The organism is Blautia sp. An81 (assembly GCF_002161285.1).
Lineage (GTDB): Bacteria > Bacillota > Clostridia > Lachnospirales > Lachnospiraceae > Blautia > Blautia ornithocaccae.
This window is the reverse complement of record NZ_NFHH01000010.1, coordinates 53,875-74,258: the sequence shown is the minus strand read 5'-3', so window position 1 is coordinate 74,258 and position 20,384 is coordinate 53,875. Positions and strand designations below refer to the sequence as shown.

Sequence of the window (20,384 nt, the reverse complement as noted above, 5' to 3'; positions counted from 1 at the left end):
GCAGGTATAAATTGGGAGGAATATTATGCAAAAACTGACAGCGGAAAAGGTTACTTATATTTATCAGGGAAAGTACCAGAAGGTAGAAGCTTTGAAGGAGGTTTCCTGTACCTTTGCAGAAGGAAATCTTTATGCGGTTATCGGACATTCCGGAAGTGGAAAATCCACTTTGCTTTCTATCCTGGCCGGTCTTGGAAAGCCTGCCCGGGGCAGAGTGCTGGCAGACGGGGAGGATATCAGTCATATAGGATATGAGCGGCACAGAAGAGAAAATGTTTCGGTGATCTATCAGGCCTTTTGCCTTTTCCCGGCCCTGACAGTACTGGAAAATGTCATGTATCCTATGGAAATTGCTGGAAAAAAGAGAAAAGAAGCTGCAAAAAAAGCGGGAGAGCTGCTGAATAAGGTAGGGCTGACGGAGATGCTGTACCGGAAATTTCCTGCTATGCTAAGCGGCGGAGAACAGCAGAGAGTGGCTATTGCCAGAGCATTGGCTTCAGAAGCCAGGACCATTCTGGCCGACGAGCCCACCGGAAATCTGGATTCAGAAAATGGTAAAAAGGTGCTGGACATTTTAAAAGAGCTGGTCCGGCAGGAAGATTACTGTGTGGTGATCGTTACCCATGATCTGGATATTGCTGCACAGGCAGATGTGGTATATGCCATGAAGGACGGCAGACTGGAAGAGAGAAGAGGTGAAAAGCTATGAGAAACAGTATCCGGCAGATGCTGCGTACTCCGTTTAAACTTCTGCTGTTCTTTTTATTTATAGGGGCTTCCACTCTGCTTCTTACCCTGGGACTCAGACTTTGGATGGAAACAGGGGAAAAACTGCGGCAGGCAGAGGAAAATTTTACCACCATCGGCATGGTCCGGCAGAGAGAAAACCTTATGGAGGCCGGACCGGTATGGCAGGCAGGGACAAAAAGTTATCTTTACTATGACTATCCCATTTACGAAGAAATCTTTTCGGAGAGCCTGCTGGATTTTGACGGGGCAGATTATCTGAAAGGTCCGGAGAAACGGCCCGTCTACGGCTCCTGGATGCCGGATTATGATCTGGAGCTTGAAGAGACAGTTGCCATGTATGGAATCTTCACAGCGGAGATTTCCCCTGTGGAGGACTGTGTACCGTCCCAGCCTGTCCAGGTGAATATTAAACGGGTATTATACGGAGACGCCAGGGGCAGCACTCAGTGCTGGTTCTGCGACCATAACAATCCGGATCCGCCACCTATGGAGAAAGGAAAGACTTATATCGTTACTCTGGCGCCAAGAGGAAGCAGTCATCTGGACCGGGAAGAGGTGGTCATTGAATGTATTCCTACCGGTTCCTGTTATCCGGGAACAAGCCAATGCAGCAGAAACGGGGCAGAGATAGCAGGAACTTTTGCTGAGAAAGAAAATGATCCCTCCGGGCAAAGCACACTATGGGAAGAGGTGACGGAGGGTTTTTACGAAACAGGAAGAGGCGTTTACTGGCTGAATGCTATTGAAGCTCAGGAGAAATTTAATAAGACGGTTCAGGTACTTCCCACCGACTCCCTGGCACTTCTTCCAAGCTTTCATGAAAAGGAAAGTCAGGTCCTGGAAGGCCGGGAGATTTCCACGGAGGAGTTTGAAAAAGGAAAAGCGGTCTGTATGGTTTCCAAGTCCTTTGCACAGAGAAATGGTCTCAGAGTAGGGGATACTATTCCCCTTTCCCTGTATTACGCCGATTATGGAGATGCACCAGGTTATCTGGAACAGATGGTGGATTTTGGTCTGCTGAATGCCCGGGGAGAAGTATATCCTGCCTTTTGGGAAGCAAAATATGAGATTGTAGGATTCTATCAATATACTCCTTCGGAAGAGAAAGACGTAAACTCTGTGGAGATTGCCGGTGATATGATCCTGATACCCGCAAACTCTGTGAAGGCTTCTGATGAAAACAATATTGTCAAGTACGGGCCTATGCAGATGGGCACCACGTCTTTCCAGATCCCCAATGGTTCTGCCGCTGATTTTCTGGAGAATTTTAAAGAAGTAGAGAACAGCGATTTCCTGGAAATCCGGTTTGATGACAACGGATACGAACAGGTACGAAGAGAACTGGAGTCTGCAGGAAACACCGCAGCACTCCTGGCAGTGACCGGTTTCCTTTCTGCGGCAGCGCTCCTTCTGCTCCTGGCATATTTCTTCATTGTGAAGCAGAAAAGACGAACTGCTATTGAACGTTCCCTGGGTATGACCCGGAGCCAGTGCCGAAAGTCCCTTCTTGGAGGGATTCTGTTGTTCACTTTTTTTGCAGCGCTGACAGGAGGTCTTATAGGTAAGAGCTTGTATTCCAGTGTAAAAGGAGTCCTGGCCCGGGAAACAGAGCAGGAATACAGCATGAAATACAGTACCTGGCAGACCAGAGAACCTTCCCTGGAAGAGCTGGAGGTTCTGGAACAGCAGGATCTGGAACTGGAAGTCCTGGTTTATTTAGGGGTGCCTGGTTCCATTCTGGCTGGTATGCTGGGAATATCCTGGGTGTTTATGGAAAGAAATCTGAAGGTGCCTCCTATGGAAGTGATGAGTATGCGGGAGTAGGGGTATTCGATATATAACAAGTTACACGATAGAACAGAAAAGAGGGACGTATCTGAAAGCAGATGCGTCCCTTTTCTACGTGCTGTGTCCAGCAAAGCCGGACACAGCAGTCTTTCCGGAGCTCCAATAGTTCTGGTATCTTTTTTTGATTAGAAATGCTCAAATAGTATTTCTGAAAAGCAGAAAAAGGTATTAGACATATTGCATAACAAAGCATATGATAAAAATATCAGTACTGAACCGTTATATGAAAAACATATTTCCTAATGGAAAGAGAGGGAGAAAGATGAGTAAAGAATATGAAGGCCTCGCCCGGGACATTGTGCAGTATGTCGGAGGCAAAGAGAATGTAAACGACGTCTATCACTGTCAGACAAGACTGAGATTTAAGCTGGCAGATGAAGGAAAAGCGGACCAGGAGAAACTTGAGGCTCTGGACGGCGTATCAAAAGTGATGATCGCCGGAGGCGTTTATCAGGTGATCATCGGCACCCATGTAAAATATGTGTGCGAAGAGGTCCAGAAAATCGTAGGTCCTAAAAAAGAGACAAAAGGAACCGATGAGAAAAAGGAAAAGAAAAGCATCCCCGGAGTGGTGGTTGATTTTATTGCAGGATCTCTGCAGCCGATTATCCCAGCTCTGTCCGGCGCAGGTATGGTCAAGGCTCTGCTGGCAGTGCTTGTGGCATTTGGACTGGTAGATCCGGACACATCCCAGACATACTATATTTTGAATTTTTTCGCAGATGCAGTGTTCTATTATCTGCCTATTTTGATCGCATTCACTGAGGCGAAAAAACTGGACTGCAATCCGGTTCTGGCGGCTGCTGTAGCAGGAATTATGCTTCATCCAAGCTGGGGCGCGCTGGTGGAGGAAGGTGCTTCCGTCTATTTGTTTGGTTTTTTACCTCTGACACTTGTGACATATACAAATACGGTTATCCCGATCATACTGGTTGTTCTTGCCCAGTCATTTGCAGAGAAATGGCTTGACCGGTGGATACCGAATGCTGTAAAACTTGTCTTTCTGCCCATGTTTACCTTCCTGATCATGGGAACCCTTGGCCTTGCAGTTTTAGGACCCATTGGAAGCGTGCTCGGCGATTATCTGGGTATGTTCTTTACTTTCCTGAGTACAAATGCAAGCTGGGCTCCGGCGGTACTCGTAGGAGGATTGCTTCCTCTTATGGTTATGTTCGGACTGCATAATGGCGTGGCTCCGCTGGGAGTTATGCAGATGGCGGATCTGGGATATGACAGTATCTTCGGTCCGGGCTGTGTCTGCTCTAATATTGCCCAGGGAACCGCATCACTGATCGTGGCGCTGCGCACCAAAGAGGAAAAGATGAAACAGCTGGCAATTTCAGGCGGTATTACAGCCCTTATGGGAATCACGGAGCCTACTCTTTATGGTGTAACCCTTCCCAAGCGTTATCCTCTGATCGGAGCCATGATCGGCGGAGCCTGCGGAGGTCTTTATGCAGGATTGACACAGACTCACAGGTTTGCCACAGGTTCCTCTGGACTTCCGGCAGTGGTCCTTTACATAGGCGACAATACGATGCGCTGTTTCTACAACATTATCATTGCCTTGATCATTACGGTCATAGTTACGGCTGCTGTTACATATCTGCTCTCACTGAAATTTGAAAAAGCACCTGTTGCTCAAGAGTCTGCAGAACAGGAAAACGGCCCAGCAGGCATTGAAGAAACTGCCCTTGGAGGAGAACAGAAGGCAGCATTGGCAGAAAAAATATCTGTGGAACCAGGAGCAGTGATGTCTCCGATGAAAGGAAAAGTAATAGAACTGAAAGAAGTCGGCGACGGCGTATTCTCCGAAGGAATCTTAGGAGAAGGCTGCGGGATCCAGCCAGAAGAGGGATATGTGTATGCACCTTTTAACGGAGAGGTAATCCAGGTGGCGGATACGGGACATGCCATCGGACTTTTAAGTGAGGATGGTGTGGAACTTCTGATCCATGTGGGACTTGACACCGTATCTTTAAACGGAGAAGGCTTTGAGCCTGTAGTAAAAGAAGGGGACCGCGTAACAGTAGGACAAAAGCTTCTTTATTTTGAGCTTGAGAAGATTGCAGAGCAGTATCCAACGGTTACATCCGTAATTGTAACGAACACGCCAGATTATAAAGAAATCCGGCTTGCAAAGACAGGACAAACAGAAGCAGGAGAAAAGATCCTGCAGACAGAGAAGGAGGAATGAGAAGATGGCGAAAGGACTACTGAAAGATTTCCTGTGGGGCGGCGCTACGGCGGCAAACCAGTGTGAAGGAGGATGGCAGGAAGACGGCAAAGGAATCGGACTGATCGATGTGCTTCCTTACGGACCAGACCGTATGCCTGTGGCAAAAGGAGAAAAAATCATGCTGGACTGCGATGATGAACATCTATATCCCAGCCATGAAGCCATTGATTTCTACCATCATTATAAAGAAGATATCGCCCTGTTTGCTGAGATGGGATTTAAATGCTTCCGTATGTCTTTAAGCTGGACACGGATTTATCCCAATGGAACAGAAGATGCTCCGAATGAAGCAGGGCTGGCATTTTACGACGATGTATTTGAGGAATGTCTGAAATACGGTATCCAGCCGATAGTGACACTGTGCCACTTTGACCTCCCTGTTGCGCTGCTCAAAGAATTTGGAGGCTGGAAAAGTCGGAAGATGATCGACTGTTATCTGAAATACTGCGAGACCGTTTTCAGAAGATATAAGGATAAAGTTAAATACTGGATTACTTTTAATGAGATCAATATGCTGAACCATCTTCCATTTTCAAGCTGCGGTCTGATGGTGGAAGAAGGAGAGAATGGACAGAATGTGAAATATAACTGTGCGCACCACGAACTGATCGCCAGCGCAAAAGCTGTGAAGCTGGCACATGAGATCATAGGAGAAGACTGTATGGTGGGCTGTATGCTGGCTGGCGGCAGTTTCTATCCATATTCCTGTGATCCCAGGGACGTCTGGCAGGCGAAACAGACAGAGAGGGGAAATTATTTCTTTATCGATGTGCAGAGCCGCGGCAGATATCCGAATTATGCACTCAAATGGATGGAACGGGACGGTGTAGTCCTTGACTGGCAGGAAGAAGATGAACAGATCCTTGCCGAGGGCACTGTGGATTTTATCGGATTCAGTTACTACTGCAGCAGATGCGACACAGCAGATCCGGAAGTATCAGCAAAACGGACAGCGGCAAATGCTTTCCGAACTGTACGAAATCCTCACCTGCAGGCAAGCGAGTGGGGGTGGCAGATTGATCCCCTTGGACTGCGCATCACTATGAACGACCTGTATGACAGATACCAGAAGCCCCTTTTTATCGTCGAGAACGGACTGGGCGCAAAAGATACGGTAAAAGATGACGGCACCATTGATGATGACTATCGGATTGCTTATTTAAGAGAACATATACGTACCATGATCGAAGCTGTGACAGAAGATGGCATACCTCTTATGGGATACACCATGTGGAGCCCGGTGGATCTGGTCAGCGCATCCACAGGAGAGATGAGCAAGCGATACGGTTTTATCTATGTGGACAAAGACGATCAGGGGAAGGGGACCCTGGAGCGAAAGCGGAAAAAAAGCTTTTACTGGTATAAGAAAGTGATCGAAAGCAACGGAACAGAACTGGATTAAAAAAGATTCCGACAAAAAGTATTCCGAGTAAGGAAAGGTGGAGAGATCTTTCTGGAAAAGTAGACAGACAGGAGGAAGCAAAATGACAATTCAGGAAGTAAGCCAGCGTTATCAAATACCGGAAAAAATACTGAAAGAATATGAGAACTGGGGATTTGGGGACACAGTGGAACCAATGCCGGAAGCAAGAGAGTATGATGATCAGGATATTGAATATCTGAGCTTGATCATGACGCTTTATGAGATTGGTTTTCAAAGCAGTGAAGTAGAAGAATATATGCGTCTGCTGCTGATGGGAAAAGAGACAGAACAAAGACGCATAGAAATGCTGAACCGTCACAGAAAGGATACTCTTGATGAAATCCATTTCAGGGAAAAAAGGCTTGACCGTATTGACTATCTGCGGTTTAAGCTGCAGAAAAATAGAAACAGATAGTTTTCCTTTGGCTGTTCATCTGCCCATAGGAGAAGTATAAGAAAAAATTGTGCGTTTTTTACGACAAAAACAAGGTTTGTACTGGAAAATTTAGCGAAAATATGTTATCTTAGAGACATATCCTTAGCAGGCTATTTTATTTCTGTGAGCGATGAACAGGAGATGTCTCAACTTATCCCCTGGGCAGCGCCCACAGACCAGAAACCCCGCAGCTTGCAGCGGGGTTTTTGACTGCTGATTATTATTTTCTTCAATACACACAGAGGGGGAAATAAGAAAACAGATAAGGATAAAAATTCCGAATATAATATAAGGAAGGTGAGTAAGGCAATTGGAAAATTATACCAAGTACAAGTTAAAAAGTAATGATGAACTGGCGTCTGTACTGGCCGATAAAGACAACTTGTTCATTATTGCCTGCAACAAGTGCTTCAAGGAATTTGAAACACTTGAGGAACCAGAATGTGGTGAGTTTGAAAAAATTGCTGCCGAAAATGGAAAGACAGTGACCGGCAGTGCCAGAGTCGACTTTTTGTGCAACAAGATTCAGACAGAAAAGAAACTTCAGGATCTGATCCCGGAAGGCACAGAGAATGTTTTCGTGATTTCCTGTGGTCTGGGTATCCAGACAGTTGCAGATCTGGCAGGAAAACCTGTGTATGCGGCCAGCAATTCACTGAATTACACAGGCTATCATGGTATGGCTCTCACAGAGCGGAAATGTGATGCATGTGCCCAGTGTTACCTGAACATAACCGGCGGAGTCTGTCCTATCGTCGACTGCTCCAAGAGCTTAGTCAACGGACAGTGCGGCGGTGCGAAGAACGGGAAATGCGAAGTGGACAGCAATAAAGACTGTGCATGGGAAAAAATATATAGAAGACTGGAAAAACAGGGACGTCTTGAAGAGTTCCTGAATCAGCCTATCCAGCTGAGAGATTATTCAAAGATTAACTTCAAATTTGTCAATGATTATGTAAAAGCCATTCGTGCAGACCGTCTGGAAGGTTATTACGGCGGCGTTCATCCTTCAGAGAGGAAGGAATTTACAGAACATCTGGCTCTTAAGAGATTCCCGGATCCGGAAGAAGTAGTGATTCCTCTGTCCATGCATGCAGGGGCTCCGGCCAATCCTGTAGTGCAGGTGGGAGATACTGTTAAAGTAGGACAGAAGATCGGTGAGGCGGCAGCCTTTATCAGCAGTCCTGTACATTCCAGTGTCAGCGGAACCGTAGTTGCCATCGAAAATCATGGACATGCCACAAGGGGAGAATGCCTTTCTGTAGTTATCCGTTCTGATGGAAAAAATACTCTTCACGAATCTGTTCAGCCTCGTAAAGGTCTGGAAGAGCTGACTCCCGATGAGATCGTGGAGATCGTAAAAGAGGCCGGAATCGTTGGTATGGGCGGTGCAGGCTTCCCAACTTCCGTGAAGTTAAAACCTGCAAAACCGGTAGACACCATCCTTTTGAACGGCTGTGAGTGCGAGCCTCTTCTGACAGCAGACCACAGAGTGCTTCTGGAGTTTGCAGACGATGTGATCTATGGTCTCCAGGCAATCCTTAAAGCCGTAGGCGCAGAAAAAGGCGTGATCGTCATTGAAGACAATAAGCCGGACGCTATCCAGCTTATGAATGAGAAAACAGCGGGCTTAGATAATATTGAAGTTGTAACAGCTAAGACAAAATATCCTCAGGGCGCTGAGAAAATGCTGATCAAGCGTGTGACAGGAAGAAAAGTTCCAAGCGGCGGCCTGCCTGCAGATGTAGGCTGTGTTGTCAGCAACATCAGTACCACAAAGGCTATTGCAGATGCGATCTTGAAGGGTATGCCTTTAGTAGAGCGTGTAGTTACTGTGACCGGCGAGAGAATTAAAAACCCTGGCAACTACATTGTAAAGATCGGTACCAATACAAAAGATCTTATTGACTACTGCGGCGGCGTGACAGGAGATGACATTACCATTAAGGCCGGCGGCCCTATGATGGGATTTGTCCTTTCTGATGTGAACGTTCCGATCATGAAAGGTTCCAATGGAATCATTGCCGTGGATACAGATCATACTGTTGAGCAGCCTTGTATCAAGTGCGGACGTTGTATGGATGTATGTCCTATGGAACTTTCTCCTCTGTATTTTGCAAAATTTGCAGATGAACAGAACTGGCAGGGCATGAAGGATAAAAATGTTATGGATTGTATCGAGTGCAGGTGCTGTGAGTATATCTGCGCCTCCAAGATTCCTTTAGTCACCAAGATCAAAGCCGGAAAAAATGCAGTAAGGGGGATGAAGTGATATGTTGATTACCGAATTAAAAGCCAGAGAGACGATTAATGGGCTGGTAGAAGGAAAAAAGGTTTTTATCATTAACTGCCATGGCTGCAAGGAAGTTCATTTTCCGGAAAAAGAAGCAGGGGAGCTTCAGAAAGAGTTAGCTGCTGAGGGAAAGGTAACTGGAATTCTCACCACGGACTACATATGCAATCAGGAAAATATGGAGCTCCGTCTCCAGAAACATATGAGTGAGATCGAAGCTGCCGATGTAGTCCTTGTATTTTCCTGCGGCGTAGGCGTACAGACTGTTGCTGCTTATCTGGAAGAGAAAAAGGTATGCGCAGCCTGCGATACCTGCCCGCTGCCGGGATTCCAGGGCGTAACTCCATTGGAATACAAGTGCGATCAGTGCGGAGAGTGCTATCTGAATCTGACTGGAGGAATCTGCCCCATCACTGCATGTTCAAAGAGTCTGGTCAACGGCCAGTGCGGCGGTGCGAAAAACGGCAGATGCGAAGTGGACAGCGACATGGAATGCGGCTGGGAGCGTATTTACAGACGGCTTGAACAGATCGGACGTCTGGATGTTTTAAAATGCCCTACCCAGGTGCGGAACTTTGCAACAGATGAAGAAGTTTAAAACAGGAATGTAAAAATTTTAAGGATTAGGAGTAATGTATCATGAAAATTACGGAGTTATTTGAGCGTGGTGAATTTGTTGTATCTGCGGAAGTCGGACCGCCAAAAGGATTTCATGTAGAGCATCTGCTGGAAGAAGCAAAAACATATTTAAGCGGCATTACCGCAGTAAATGTAACTGATAATCAGTCCTCTGTTATGCGTCTGGGCTCTCTGGCTATGTGCAAGGCCCTGAAAGACGAAGGTCTGACCCCCATCTATCAGCTGACCTGCCGTGACAGGAATCGTATTGCCCTTCAGTCTGACCTTTTAAGCGCAGCAATGTTTGGAATCGAGAACCTTCTTCTTCTCACAGGAGACCATACAAAACTGGGCGATCATCCACAGGCAAAACCAGTTTTCGACCTGGATTCTGTTTCTCTGATCCATGCAGTGAAAAAACTGGAAGAAGGCGTGGACCTGGGAGGAAACGAACTCATCGGTGAGGCGCCGAAATTTGCAAAAGGCGCAGTCGTATCTCCCTGCAGCGATTCCGTTGACGCACAGCTGGCAAAAATGGAAAGAAAAGTAATGGCAGGCGCTGATTATTTCCAGACACAGGCAGTTTTTGAGCCGGAAAAATTCATTAAATTCATGGAAAAGGCAAAACAGTTCGGAAAACCTGTACAGGTGGGAATCATCATTCCAAAATCAGCAGGAATGGCTAAATTCATGAATAATAATGTTGCCGGTATTCACGTTCCAGATGAGATGATCGAGGAGCTGAAAAAAGATAAAGAGAAGACAAAAGCCGGAATCACCGGTGTAGAGATCGCAGCCCGCATTATCAAAGAATGTAAGCCTTACTGCCAGGGCGTACATATCATGGCTCTGGGCTGGGAATCCAAAGTACCTGAACTTCTTAAGGCAGCAGGAATTTAAAACCAGAAAATCTGCTGTAAGAACAGCAGCAGGATGAGAGAATATAATTACAAGATGATGGCACCGGATTCATATCTTATACATTTCATGAATCCGGTGTCATTTTTAAGTTTCTCTTGACAACAGGAAGCTAATGTGTTAAATTTTATACAAGCAATGGAAAGGGAGTAGCTGAACATCCCAAAAGGATGGTTTTGTAATCGTCAATCGGTGCCGAGAGGCACCCGTAGCAAATGAGATAGCAAGACTTTTATTGTGACAGACGTCATGATAAGAGTCTTTTTCTTTTATCATAAAAACCAAATACTCCTGACGTCTGTTACAGAAGCTTGCAGATGAGAAGGAGCGAGAAAAATGACAGAAAGATTAATGAAACAAGAATTACAGCAGGCGGAAGCTGCAGGAGAGAAGGCTTTGGAAAGTCTTTATATCCTAAGAGATACGCTGAACAGCGCAAAGAACTGGGGCCTTCTGGATCTTTTCGGAGGGGGTGCTTTTACTGGATTTATCAAGCACTCGAAAATGGAAACTGCCTCAGGGCTTATTACCCGGGCAAAAAAAGATCTGGAAATTTTTCAAAGAGAATTGAAAGATGTTCCTGTATCCCTGGATCTGAGAATGGAGATTGGAAGTTTCCTTTCCTTTGCGGACTTTTTCTTTGATGATCCGGTCTCAGACTATCTTGTCTATTCCAGGATCCAGAATACCCGGGAAGACGTGGAGGATGGAATCCAGCTGGTAGAAGAACTCTTAGAAAAACTCAGGAAGCAATGGTAGAGGAGGAATAAAAATGGGTTGTCTTGGAAATTTATTATGGTTTGTATTTGGCGGCGCGTTAAGCGGCCTGAGCTGGTGCCTGGCAGGGTGTCTTTGGTGCATCACCATTGTGGGAATACCTATAGGGATTCAGTGCTTTAAGTTTGCAGGGCTCAGTTTCTTTCCTTTTGGGAAAGAAGTACAGTACGGAGGAGGAGCAGGGTCTTTTCTGCTGAACATTCTGTGGCTGATCCTTTCCGGCCTGCCTCTGGCCCTGGAGCATTGTGTTCTGGGTGCAATTCTGTGTATCACTATTATCGGTATTCCCTTTGGCCTTCAGCATTTCAAGCTGGCCAAATTGGCGCTGATGCCTTTCGGTGCTGAAGTGTATTAAAAGAATCCCGTCTTTTCATTACAGAATTTTGTATGAAAAGGCGGGATTCTTTGCAGTCCTGGAGCAGGAATCTGTTCCCTATAAGTTAAAGAAATCCTTGATCTGCCCAGCGATGATCTTCATCAGTCTCTGTCTGGCTTCCACTGCAGCCCAGGCTATGTGAGGGGTGATCAGCAGCCGATTTTTATCTTTTACGGACAGGAAAGGACTGTCAGGTGCCATAGGTTCACTGGACAGTACATCCAGGCCTGCAGCTTTGATCTTACCTTCATTCAGAGCCTGAGCCAGATCAGCCTCCCGGATAATGGGCCCCCTTCCCAGATTCAGGAGGATAGCTGAAGTTTTCATTTTTTCAAAGGCTTCCCGGTCCATGAGACCTTCCGTATATTGATTCAGAGGGGCATGGATGGAGAGAATATCCGATTCTTTCAGCATTGTATTAAAATCTACTTGATGATACCCCTCCTGGGCAGGAGCTCCGGAAGCAGAATAATAGATTACCCTGGCGCCGAACATACTGGCAATATCCGCCACTCTCCGGCCTATAGCCCCAAGTCCCAGGATTCCCCAGGTCATCCCGTTAAGTTCATGGAAAGTCTGGCCGAAATGGGTAAAAATACGGTCATTCACATAATGGCCTTCTTTCACATAGTCATCATAGTAACGAAGCCCTTCCAAAAGATAGAACAGCAGGGCAAAAGTGTGCTGGGCCACAGATTCTGTGGAGTATCCGGCTACATTCCTCCACTGGATACCCCTAAGAGCCAGGTAATCTTTATCTAGATTATTGGTGCCTGTGGCGGTGACGCAGACCAGTTTCAGATTTTGGGCAGCGGAGATGGCGCTTTCATTGACCAAAACCTTATTAACTACAATTACGTCTGCGTCCTGGACACGCTGGGGAACTTCTTCAGAAGAGCTGAAAGGATATTTTACCACCTCTCCAAGCTCCTGAAAGGGGGTATAGTCAATATCTTCTCCCAGAGTATTCGCGTCTAAAAATACGATTTTCATATCAACAGAGTTCTCCTTTTTCTTTACAGTTTATACTTACTGTATTCCATTATAGCAAAACTTTGGCGGCATAACAAATAGAGGAAACTGTATATTTACAGGATATTTATATATCCGGCCAGAAATCTGATAGAAAAGCAGGGAAGGTCAGGTTAAAATTTGTATATAAAATCATGCTGGAAAAAGCAGCCAGGGATTGCTGTATTCCGGCCAGGGAGGTTTATAAATGTTTGCAGATTATCATGTACATACAGAATTCAGTGACGATTCTGTTTATCCAATGGAAGATGTGATCCGAGATGCTGTACAGATGGGAATGGAAGAAATCTGTATCACAGATCATGTAGATTACGGAGTAAAAAAAGACTGGGACCAGGGGGAGATCAGCTACCGGATGGGTGAACCCATAGCCAATGTAGATTATCCCAGATATATGGCAAAAATCCGGCAGATGAAAGAAACCTGGGGAGATAAGATCCGGATACGCACCGGCATGGAATTTGGAGTACAGAGGCATACGGTTCCAGAATTTGAAAGTCTTTTTCAAAGATATCCCTTTGACTTTATTATCCTGTCCATTCATCAGGTAGAAGATAAAGAATTCTGGACCCAGGATTTTCAGAGAGGAAAGCCTCAGGAGGAATATAACCTGGGATATTATGAGGAAATTCTGGCTGTAATAAAGAAGTACAAAAATTACAGCGTACTGGGCCATATGGACCTGATCGCAAGGTACGACGAGGCGGGAATCTACCCTTTTGAAAAAATAAAACCCATAGTAGAAAAAATTCTGAGGATGGTCATTGCTGAGGGAAAGGGGATTGAGATTAATACTTCTTCTCACAGATACGGGCGCAGGATACCATGCCTTCCACAGACATCCTGAAGCTTTATCGTGACCTGGGAGGAAAAATCCTGACCATCGGCAGTGACAGCCACAGACCGGAACAGCTTGGCGCATATATCAAAGAGACAAAAGAACTGCTGAGAAATCTGGGATTTCGGTATTTCTGCACTTATGAAGGCATGAGTCCCATTTACCACAGTCTGTAATGCCGATTTCTTTTAAAGAAACCAGTGCTTGAAGATATTCTGTTAGAAATAAAATTAAGCTTAGATATAGAGATTTTGTAGAGAATTTTGCGTTATAATAAAACAGAGAATTTTTCAGGCAGCCGCCAAATGGTCTCAGAAATGTTATCCCATTGACGGCTGTCTGCGTTTGAGAGGTGGAAAATGGAACAAAAGCTTTTGATCATAGACGATGAAGAAGGAATTCTCTGGCTGTTGAGAGATTATTTTGAGATCCAGGGATATCAGGTTTTGACTGCAGGGACAGGGGAAGAAGCTGTGAAGCTGGCTCTTTCCCAGGCGCCTGACCTGATATTGCTGGACATCAGTCTTCCGGATATTGATGGACTGGAGGTATGCAGGAGAATCCGTGAAAAGGTAAACTGCCCGATTCTGTTTCTCACTGCAAAAGTAGAGGAGCAGGACCGGATCAACGGCTTTCTTATGGGAGGAGACGATTATATCCTGAAGCCTTTCAGCATCGAGGAACTGGGGGCCAGGGTTATGGCTCATCTGCGCAGAGAGAGGCGGAGCACAGGGCACAGAGAACTGGAAGAAGAAAAGGAAGAACAGCTTTTTATTTCCTACAGCCAGCGGCAGATACAATATCATAACAAGCCGGTCAGGCTGACCAAGACAGAATTTGACATTGTGGAGCTGCTGTCCATGAATCCGGGACAGGTCTTCAGCAGAGAACAAATTTATGAGAGGGTCCGGGGAATCGACGGAGAAGGGGACAACAGTATTATTATGGAGCACATCCGCAGGATACGGAATAAGCTCAGTGCAGTGTCTGAAAAGGAGTATATTGAAACTATGTGGGGAGTTGGCTATAAATGGATTGGATAGATGAACAGTTTATAAAGATACGAAACAAGGTGAAAAATCTGCCCCTGCTAAAAGCAGCCATGGCCTACCTGATATTTTTTGCAGGAGCGGCTATGGTTCTTACCATACTTACAGTCCGAATCTGTGACCGGCATATTTTTATGTGGATTTCCGGCAGCCTGAATATGACTGACTGGGAGGCGGGAATCTGGACTTTCCTAGGTCATTGGGCAGGCTATTTTTATATGGGAGTCTCCATGTGCCTTATGCTGGCGCTGTTTTACCATCGAAGGCTGAAAAAGCCTATTCAGGTAATAAGGGAAGGGGTAGAAGAGTTCCGGAACCAAAATCTGAGCTTTGTCCTGGAATATGACAGCAGGGACGAACTGGGAGAGCTCTGTCGACTTCTGGACAGTATGCGGGAAAATTTAGAAGAAGGATACGAAGAAATGTGGAAGATCATTGAAAATCAGAAGAAGCTTAATGCCGCCTTTGCCCATGATCTGAGGACTCCACTGACAGTACTGAAAGGATATTCAGAATTTTTAGCCAGATATCTGCCCGAAGGCAGAGTAAATATGGACAAAATGGTCCAGGTACTGGGACTGATGTCGGGGCAGCTTGAGAGGCTGACCAGTTTTTCCAGGACAATGAAGACGGTTCGGAGCCTGGAAGATTATCCGGTGGAAAGGGAAACAAGAGACCTTGAGAGCCTTTACCAGAAAATACGGGGGATCCTGGAATCACTGTCTTTGGGAGGAGAGATACAACTGTCCCTGACTCCAGCCTCTTTGGCAGGAAGAGGTCGTTTTGATGAAAATCTTATCCTGGAAGTATTGGATAATCTTCTTTCCAATGCCATACGCTACGCTAAAAGATCCATAGAGGTAGAACTGGAAGCAGAACAAAGAACAGGAAAACAATATCTCTACCTTTACGTGAAAGACGATGGGGACGGTTTTTCCCAGGACGGTTTGAGCAAAGCCCTGGAGCCTTATTACGGAGACGTACAGGAGGAAGAACATTTTGGCCTGGGGCTTCACATCTGCAAAACTCTTTGCCAGGTCCACGGCGGAGACTTCAGCGTTGCCAATCAGAGCCAGAAACCAGGAGCAATTGTTTCTGCTTCTTTTGAGATATAAAGATTTTCCGGATGTCTTTCGAAATTCTTATAAAAAAATAGGGAGAAAATAGAGAAGTTCTCTTTATGATAGGAGCAGGGTGAAAGGTTTGAAACCATTACATCCTGAAAACATAGAATCTGAAATCCTACAGAAAGACAGAAGGGAGACAGAAGTATGGAAATGCAGATACGGATTGAAAATTTAGACAAATACTATGGGAAAAAACACGCTCTGGACCATGTGAATCTTACAATCTCTCAGGGAATGTTCGGCCTGCTGGGCAGAAACGGAGCGGGGAAAACTACTTTGATGAAAATTCTGGCCGCACTCCAGAAGAAACAGGGAGGCAGAGTGGAGATATGCGGCGTCCCTGTGGAAGACCGGGCAAAAATCCGGCAGATGACAGGCTATCTCCCTCAGGACTTTTCCATGTATCCCAATATGACAGTGTATGAAGCCATGGATTACCTGGGGGTTCTTTCCGGTCTGAAAAAAGACTTCCGGAAAAAGAGGATTCCGATACTTTTGGAGAAAGTAAATCTTCAGGAAGACAGAAACAAAAAAATCAAAGCCCTGTCCGGGGGAATGAAAAGGAGACTGGGCATCGCTCAGGCTATTCTCCACGAGCCGAAAGTCCTTATTGTAGACGAACCTACAGCAGGGCTGGACCCGGAGGAGCGGGTGCGGTTCCGGAACCTTTTATGTGAAATTGCCCAGGACAGGATCGTACTGCTGTCTACCCATATTGTGGGGGACATTGAAGCCACCTGTGATGAGATTGGGATCATGGATAAGGGAAAAATCCTTTACCGGGGAACTGTGAGAGAGCTGAATAAAATGGCAGAGGGGAAAGTCTATACTGCACAGATCAGCCGCAGGGAACTTCCCGAGTTTAAAGAAGAATATAATGTCACAGAAATCCATTCTTCAGGGAATAATGCGCATGTCCGTTTTCTGGCAGAAGAACTGCCTTTTAAGGGGGCGATTTCCTGTGAAGCAGGAACAGAAGACGCCTATATGTATCTCATGGAGAAGAAGGCAGGTGAGAAAATTGTTCTTTGAGCTTTTTAAAAAAGAATGTGCACAGACAGGAAAAAGTCTGATCTACTGGGTTTATGTTCTCTGCCTGCTGCTGTTTTTCTTCACCCAGATGGGGAATCCGGGATTTGATTCTCAGAGAAAGCCTGTAAAAGGGGAGGTAGATACTTATGGTATGGTGACTTCTACAGATAAGGAGGTGATCATGGAACAGACCTTGGGAATCCTGGGGCAGAACCTGTACTATGATGAATGGAGCACCTATCCGGCAGGCTTTGTAAAATATGTTTCTTTAAGCAGCCGGGAGAAAGAGGAAATTTGGAATATCCTTGGGGAATGCACCGGGCTGGCCTTAGAAGAACTCAGGGGAAAAATAGATACGGAAATGGAAAGCTATAAACAGGCTGAGGGCTATCTGGATGCCTATATGCAGCCTCTGATCCTGGAGCCTTCGGATACTTTATCTTACGATGAATTTCAGGAGAAGATGGAGCGGATCTGCCAGATATTAGGACCTGGTTCGGACTTTGAAAAAAGCAGTTATGAACAGGGGTACTCGGTTCCTGCTACTTACGAAGAGGCAATGGAGGAATATAATAGTTTTTTATATGACGATAAGATTACAGGAGGCTACGCAAGACTCTTTGGCGACTATATGGGTATCGCCCTGGGAATCCTGCCGGTATTTCTGGTAGTTACCAGAGAACTGAGAGACAGAAGAGCCGGAATGGAAGAACTGATCTATACCAGAACCGCCTCTTCAGGCAAGATCGTTCTAAGCCGCTGGCTTTCCATGAATTTTATGATGATCCTGCCTGTATTGCTGGCCTCCTTTTACACATTGTTCCAATGTGCCGCATATGCCAGAGGACTGGAGGTTTCTGTAGATTATCTGGCATTTATGCCGGTTGTATTCGGATGGCTTCTGCCGGAGATACTCATCGTCTCTGCCCTGGGAATGTTCCTTACAGATATTGGCAGCAGCCCTCTGGCCATTCTGGTCCAGGGAATCTGGTGGTTTGGAGATGTTTTTGCAGGATCAAATACAGGCCTGGCCACAGGGGATTTTGGACTCCATCTGGTCCTCCGCTTTAACAGTATAGGAGGCAGACAGATATTTCTGGACCATTTCTCCCAATTAGCGGCTAACCGTATTTTTTACTTTCTGCTGGCCCTGGCGCTGTTGGTCCTTACCGTAATTGTTTACAGTGAAAAAAGAAAGGGAAGGTGGGATTTCCGTGGAAAAATACGCAGCTATCGGAAAAGAAAATCTGAAGTTTAATCTTCCGGCGCATTTTTTGCTCTGTGCAGCCTTGCTTCTTCTATCCCCTCTTTTTATTGGTCTGGAAAATCTGAACCAGCAGGAAAGCGCAAAGGTACTGGAATATTATCCGGTATTTCTGGGAGTGATTCTTATTACCCCGGTGTTTCTTCCGGAACAGGACCAGAATATCCGTGACCTGACAGATTCCAAATATACAGGAGCCTGGATGGTCTATGGGATCCGGGTATTGGAGGCGGTAGGTGCCCTTATGGCGCTCCTGGCCCTTTACATGGCCGTGATGAAGATGGGAAACTGCCAGTTTGCCTTTGGAAAAAACTATCTGGGAGCGCTGGGCGGCATGCTCTTCCTGGGAGGCCTGGGACTGCTTATCTATGCCTTGACAGATCAGATCGTTATTGGCTATATGATTCCTGTTCTCTACTATATGCTCTGTATCTCTGCAGGGAGAGAGAAGCTGGGCGTATTCTATCTCTTCTCTATGACCTTGGGAGACTATACCGGGAAGGCGGTACAGGGAGCAGCAGGAATATTGATGATCGGACTGGGAATCTGGGTGAGGAGCAGGAGAAGATAAAAATGGAATGACAGAAATACTTTTCGATGTTATAATTTTTTTAGAAAGGGGGCAAAAGGATGGAGTTGAGAAGTGTACGGCATGATAAAGCTTTGCGTTTGGCAGAGCAGAAAATACTTTGTTCCAGGCTTGCCCGTTATGTGAAAGAATTGTATATCTATGGCAGCACTGCCCGTGGAGCAGAAAAATGGAACAGTGATATTGATCTTCTGCTTGTTCTTGATCCTGAGAAAAAAGGAAATCGTGAAATCAAAAGAGAAATCATATATTTAAAAGGCAGCATAACAGAAGAAGATATAGATGCGCCAGAGATAGATCTGAAGGTTGTGTTTGGAGATGATTGGAAAAAAAGCAGCCAGACTTATTATAGAAATATTTTGCAGGAAGGAAAACAAATATGGCAAAAGATCTGAAGACATATTATGATTTCGCAGATAATAATTTTAATTTTTTAATAGCAGCATATGAACAGGGTTTAGTAGGAAATGCCATGGGAGCAATGGCACAGGAAACATGCGAAAAATATTTAAAACATATCATTGAAGAGTATATTGTTCCAAATGATTCCAACGAAAATGCAAAAAAGACAGAGTTATTAAGGACCCATAACTTAACAAAACTTTCTAAATATATTTTAAGCTATCTGCCGGATATAAAATTAGACCGTCAGTCCTTGAACCTTGTTAATGGATTGTATTTTACTACAAGATATCCGGGAGATGAAAGCATTGTAGTAGAAAAAGAAGATATTGAGGAGTATGTGGAAGCTGTAAAAAAATGCAAAAAAGCAGTGGATGAGTTCATTCAGAGCAGAGAATAGCTGAAAAGTGAAAAGCATTGACAATAAATTTATATTCCGTTACTCTGTACATAGAGTTGCCGGCGGCTCTCACTATTGATAAAGGAGAGTTTATTATGAATCATTTAAGATTTAAAGGGCACCACTATGAAATCGGTTTTCGGTGGGGTTCTCTGCTGGCAGGTTACGGAAATTATATTTTAGATCAGGTGCCTTTTCCTATTACAGAAGAGAGGATAGCTTTTGGAAGGCAGTGCCGTCCCGTTTATGAGAAGTTTTTCCCGGAAATACTGGAAGAAATCCGGGGACTTTCAGAAGGGCAGAAAAGCAGCTCTGAAAAGATTCAGGCAGTGTTGTTCAGTATGTATGCCATGCCTCCGGCAGAACACTGTTCCTGCTTTTCGGTTTCCAGCAAAGAGCAGTTATTTCTTGGACGGAACAGTGATTTTCTGACAGAAATTGAAGAATTCAATAAAAATGTGATTTACGATTTTACCTCAGATTCTTATAGTCATAAAATGGCTGTACAAAATTCCTATTGCTTCAGCACAGACCTTTACAGTAGCTGACCTGACGGGAGATATCTCTGTGATTGAGTGCTGTGCAGATGGTATCCATATACGGAAACCAGAAGAGGAGCGGCCTTATGTATGCACGGTCAACCGTTTTCATTCGCCGGAGCTGGAAAAATGGAATACAGGGGAAGTGGACGATTGGCTTTCTTCGCAGAGATATGAGACCATGGAGAAAACTTTAAGCCGGGAAGCTCCGCAGATGGATATTTCTATTGCAAAAGAACTTTTGTCAGGGAAAAAAGGTTTTATCTGTCAGTATGACAGAGACACAGGAAAGGATACGGTCTGGTCTGTAATCTATGACCTGAAGCATCACAAAATATACAGGGCAGAAGGAAATCCGGCAAGATGCGTATACCAGGAAGATCAAAGGGTAGTGTTTCAACCCAACAAACAATAGACAGCACCTTTGGCAAACT

The 20,384-nt window shown here is 45.3% G+C and carries 22 protein-coding genes; 21 read left to right on the top strand and 1 reads right to left on the bottom strand.

The window, feature by feature from the left end; all coding sequences use genetic code 11:
• Positions 1–25 precede the first annotated feature (25 nt).
• The 10 genes from B5G33_RS10440 to B5G33_RS10395 all read left to right on the top strand — a co-directional run bounded on the left by B5G33_RS10440 (position 26) and on the right by B5G33_RS10395 (position 11,657).
• Positions 26–709 carry an ABC transporter ATP-binding protein gene (locus tag B5G33_RS10440; protein ID WP_087417609.1) on the top strand — a complete coding sequence of 228 codons (684 nt, stop codon included), beginning with the start codon at positions 26–28 and terminating at the stop codon, positions 707–709.
• Complete coding sequence (locus B5G33_RS10435) at positions 706–2,574, top strand: ABC transporter permease (RefSeq protein ID WP_087417608.1); 1,869 nt, start codon at positions 706–708, stop codon at positions 2,572–2,574. Before B5G33_RS10440 ends, B5G33_RS10435 begins: the two co-directional genes overlap by 4 nt.
• 286 nt (positions 2,575–2,860) lie before the next feature.
• The gene (locus tag B5G33_RS10430) at positions 2,861–4,795 is read left to right on the top strand and encodes a beta-glucoside-specific PTS transporter subunit IIABC (protein ID WP_087417653.1); all 1,935 of its coding nucleotides are present in this window, start codon (positions 2,861–2,863) and stop codon (positions 4,793–4,795) included.
• A gap of 4 nt (positions 4,796–4,799) precedes the next feature.
• A complete protein-coding gene (locus B5G33_RS10425) occupies positions 4,800–6,239 on the top strand; it encodes a 6-phospho-beta-glucosidase (protein WP_087417607.1) in 1,440 nt (479 codons plus the stop codon).
• Between the two features lie 82 nt (positions 6,240–6,321).
• Positions 6,322–6,675 (top strand): MerR family transcriptional regulator, encoded by a 354-nt coding sequence (locus tag B5G33_RS10420; protein WP_087417606.1) that lies wholly within the window; start codon positions 6,322–6,324, stop codon positions 6,673–6,675.
• A 331-nt stretch (positions 6,676–7,006) separates the two neighbouring features.
• A complete protein-coding gene (gene rsxC / locus B5G33_RS10415; protein ID WP_087417605.1) occupies positions 7,007–8,968 on the top strand; it encodes an electron transport complex subunit RsxC in 1,962 nt (653 codons plus the stop codon).
• Position 8,969: 1 nt separating this feature from the next.
• Positions 8,970–9,587, top strand: coding sequence for a methylenetetrahydrofolate reductase C-terminal domain-containing protein (locus B5G33_RS10410; RefSeq protein ID WP_087417604.1), 618 nt, complete (start codon positions 8,970–8,972; stop codon positions 9,585–9,587).
• 41 nt (positions 9,588–9,628) lie between these two features.
• Entirely contained in the window at positions 9,629–10,507 is an 879-nt protein-coding gene (locus tag B5G33_RS10405) for a methylenetetrahydrofolate reductase (RefSeq protein WP_087268274.1), read from the top strand.
• A gap of 354 nt (positions 10,508–10,861) precedes the next feature.
• Positions 10,862–11,284, top strand: a complete 423-nt coding sequence (locus tag B5G33_RS10400; protein WP_087417603.1) for a hypothetical protein — start codon at positions 10,862–10,864, stop codon at positions 11,282–11,284.
• A 13-nt stretch (positions 11,285–11,297) separates the two neighbouring features.
• On the top strand, positions 11,298–11,657 hold the full coding sequence (locus tag B5G33_RS10395) for a YccF domain-containing protein (RefSeq protein ID WP_087417602.1): 360 nt from the start codon (positions 11,298–11,300) through the stop codon (positions 11,655–11,657).
• Between the two features lie 78 nt (positions 11,658–11,735).
• Here the strand turns inward: B5G33_RS10395 and B5G33_RS10390 are convergent, their stop codons facing one another.
• The gene (locus B5G33_RS10390; RefSeq protein ID WP_087417601.1) at positions 11,736–12,671 is read right to left on the bottom strand and encodes a D-2-hydroxyacid dehydrogenase; all 936 of its coding nucleotides are present in this window, start codon (positions 12,669–12,671) and stop codon (positions 11,736–11,738) included.
• Positions 12,672–12,897: 226 nt separating this feature from the next.
• On the opposite strand from B5G33_RS10390, the gene B5G33_RS10385 reads away from it, so the two are divergent.
• The 11 genes from B5G33_RS10385 (at position 12,898) to B5G33_RS21930 (ending at position 20,365) form a co-directional block, all read left to right on the top strand.
• Positions 12,898–13,557, top strand: a complete 660-nt coding sequence (locus B5G33_RS10385; protein ID WP_330396677.1) for a histidinol-phosphatase HisJ family protein — start codon at positions 12,898–12,900, stop codon at positions 13,555–13,557.
• Entirely contained in the window at positions 13,536–13,724 is a 189-nt protein-coding gene (locus B5G33_RS22350) for a hypothetical protein (protein WP_330396676.1), read from the top strand. Before B5G33_RS10385 ends, B5G33_RS22350 begins: the two co-directional genes overlap by 22 nt.
• Before the next feature lie 183 nt (positions 13,725–13,907).
• Complete coding sequence (locus B5G33_RS10380; protein WP_087417600.1) at positions 13,908–14,591, top strand: response regulator transcription factor; 684 nt, start codon at positions 13,908–13,910, stop codon at positions 14,589–14,591.
• Entirely contained in the window at positions 14,579–15,712 is a 1,134-nt protein-coding gene (locus B5G33_RS10375) for a HAMP domain-containing sensor histidine kinase (RefSeq protein ID WP_087417599.1), read from the top strand. Before B5G33_RS10380 ends, B5G33_RS10375 begins: the two co-directional genes overlap by 13 nt.
• A gap of 156 nt (positions 15,713–15,868) precedes the next feature.
• Entirely contained in the window at positions 15,869–16,756 is an 888-nt protein-coding gene (locus B5G33_RS10370; protein WP_087417598.1) for an ABC transporter ATP-binding protein, read from the top strand.
• A complete protein-coding gene (locus B5G33_RS10365) occupies positions 16,686–18,014 on the top strand; it encodes an ABC transporter permease (protein WP_204247372.1) in 1,329 nt (442 codons plus the stop codon). The genes B5G33_RS10370 and B5G33_RS10365 overlap by 71 nt, the downstream gene beginning before the upstream one ends.
• Positions 17,971–18,591 (top strand): hypothetical protein, encoded by a 621-nt coding sequence (locus B5G33_RS10360; RefSeq protein WP_087417596.1) that lies wholly within the window; start codon positions 17,971–17,973, stop codon positions 18,589–18,591. The genes B5G33_RS10365 and B5G33_RS10360 overlap by 44 nt, the downstream gene beginning before the upstream one ends.
• A 59-nt stretch (positions 18,592–18,650) precedes the next feature.
• On the top strand, positions 18,651–19,004 hold the full coding sequence (locus tag B5G33_RS10355; RefSeq protein WP_087417595.1) for a nucleotidyltransferase family protein: 354 nt from the start codon (positions 18,651–18,653) through the stop codon (positions 19,002–19,004).
• Positions 18,989–19,411, top strand: coding sequence for a HEPN domain-containing protein (locus tag B5G33_RS10350; protein ID WP_087268256.1), 423 nt, complete (start codon positions 18,989–18,991; stop codon positions 19,409–19,411). The genes B5G33_RS10355 and B5G33_RS10350 overlap by 16 nt, the downstream gene beginning before the upstream one ends.
• Before the next feature lie 95 nt (positions 19,412–19,506).
• Positions 19,507–19,959 carry a hypothetical protein gene (locus tag B5G33_RS21935; protein WP_242974646.1) on the top strand — a complete coding sequence of 151 codons (453 nt, stop codon included), beginning with the start codon at positions 19,507–19,509 and terminating at the stop codon, positions 19,957–19,959.
• On the top strand, positions 19,880–20,365 hold the full coding sequence (locus B5G33_RS21930) for a carcinine hydrolase/isopenicillin-N N-acyltransferase family protein (RefSeq protein ID WP_330396683.1): 486 nt from the start codon (positions 19,880–19,882) through the stop codon (positions 20,363–20,365). The genes B5G33_RS21935 and B5G33_RS21930 overlap by 80 nt, the downstream gene beginning before the upstream one ends.
• The last annotated feature ends 19 nt before the right edge of the window (positions 20,366–20,384 follow it).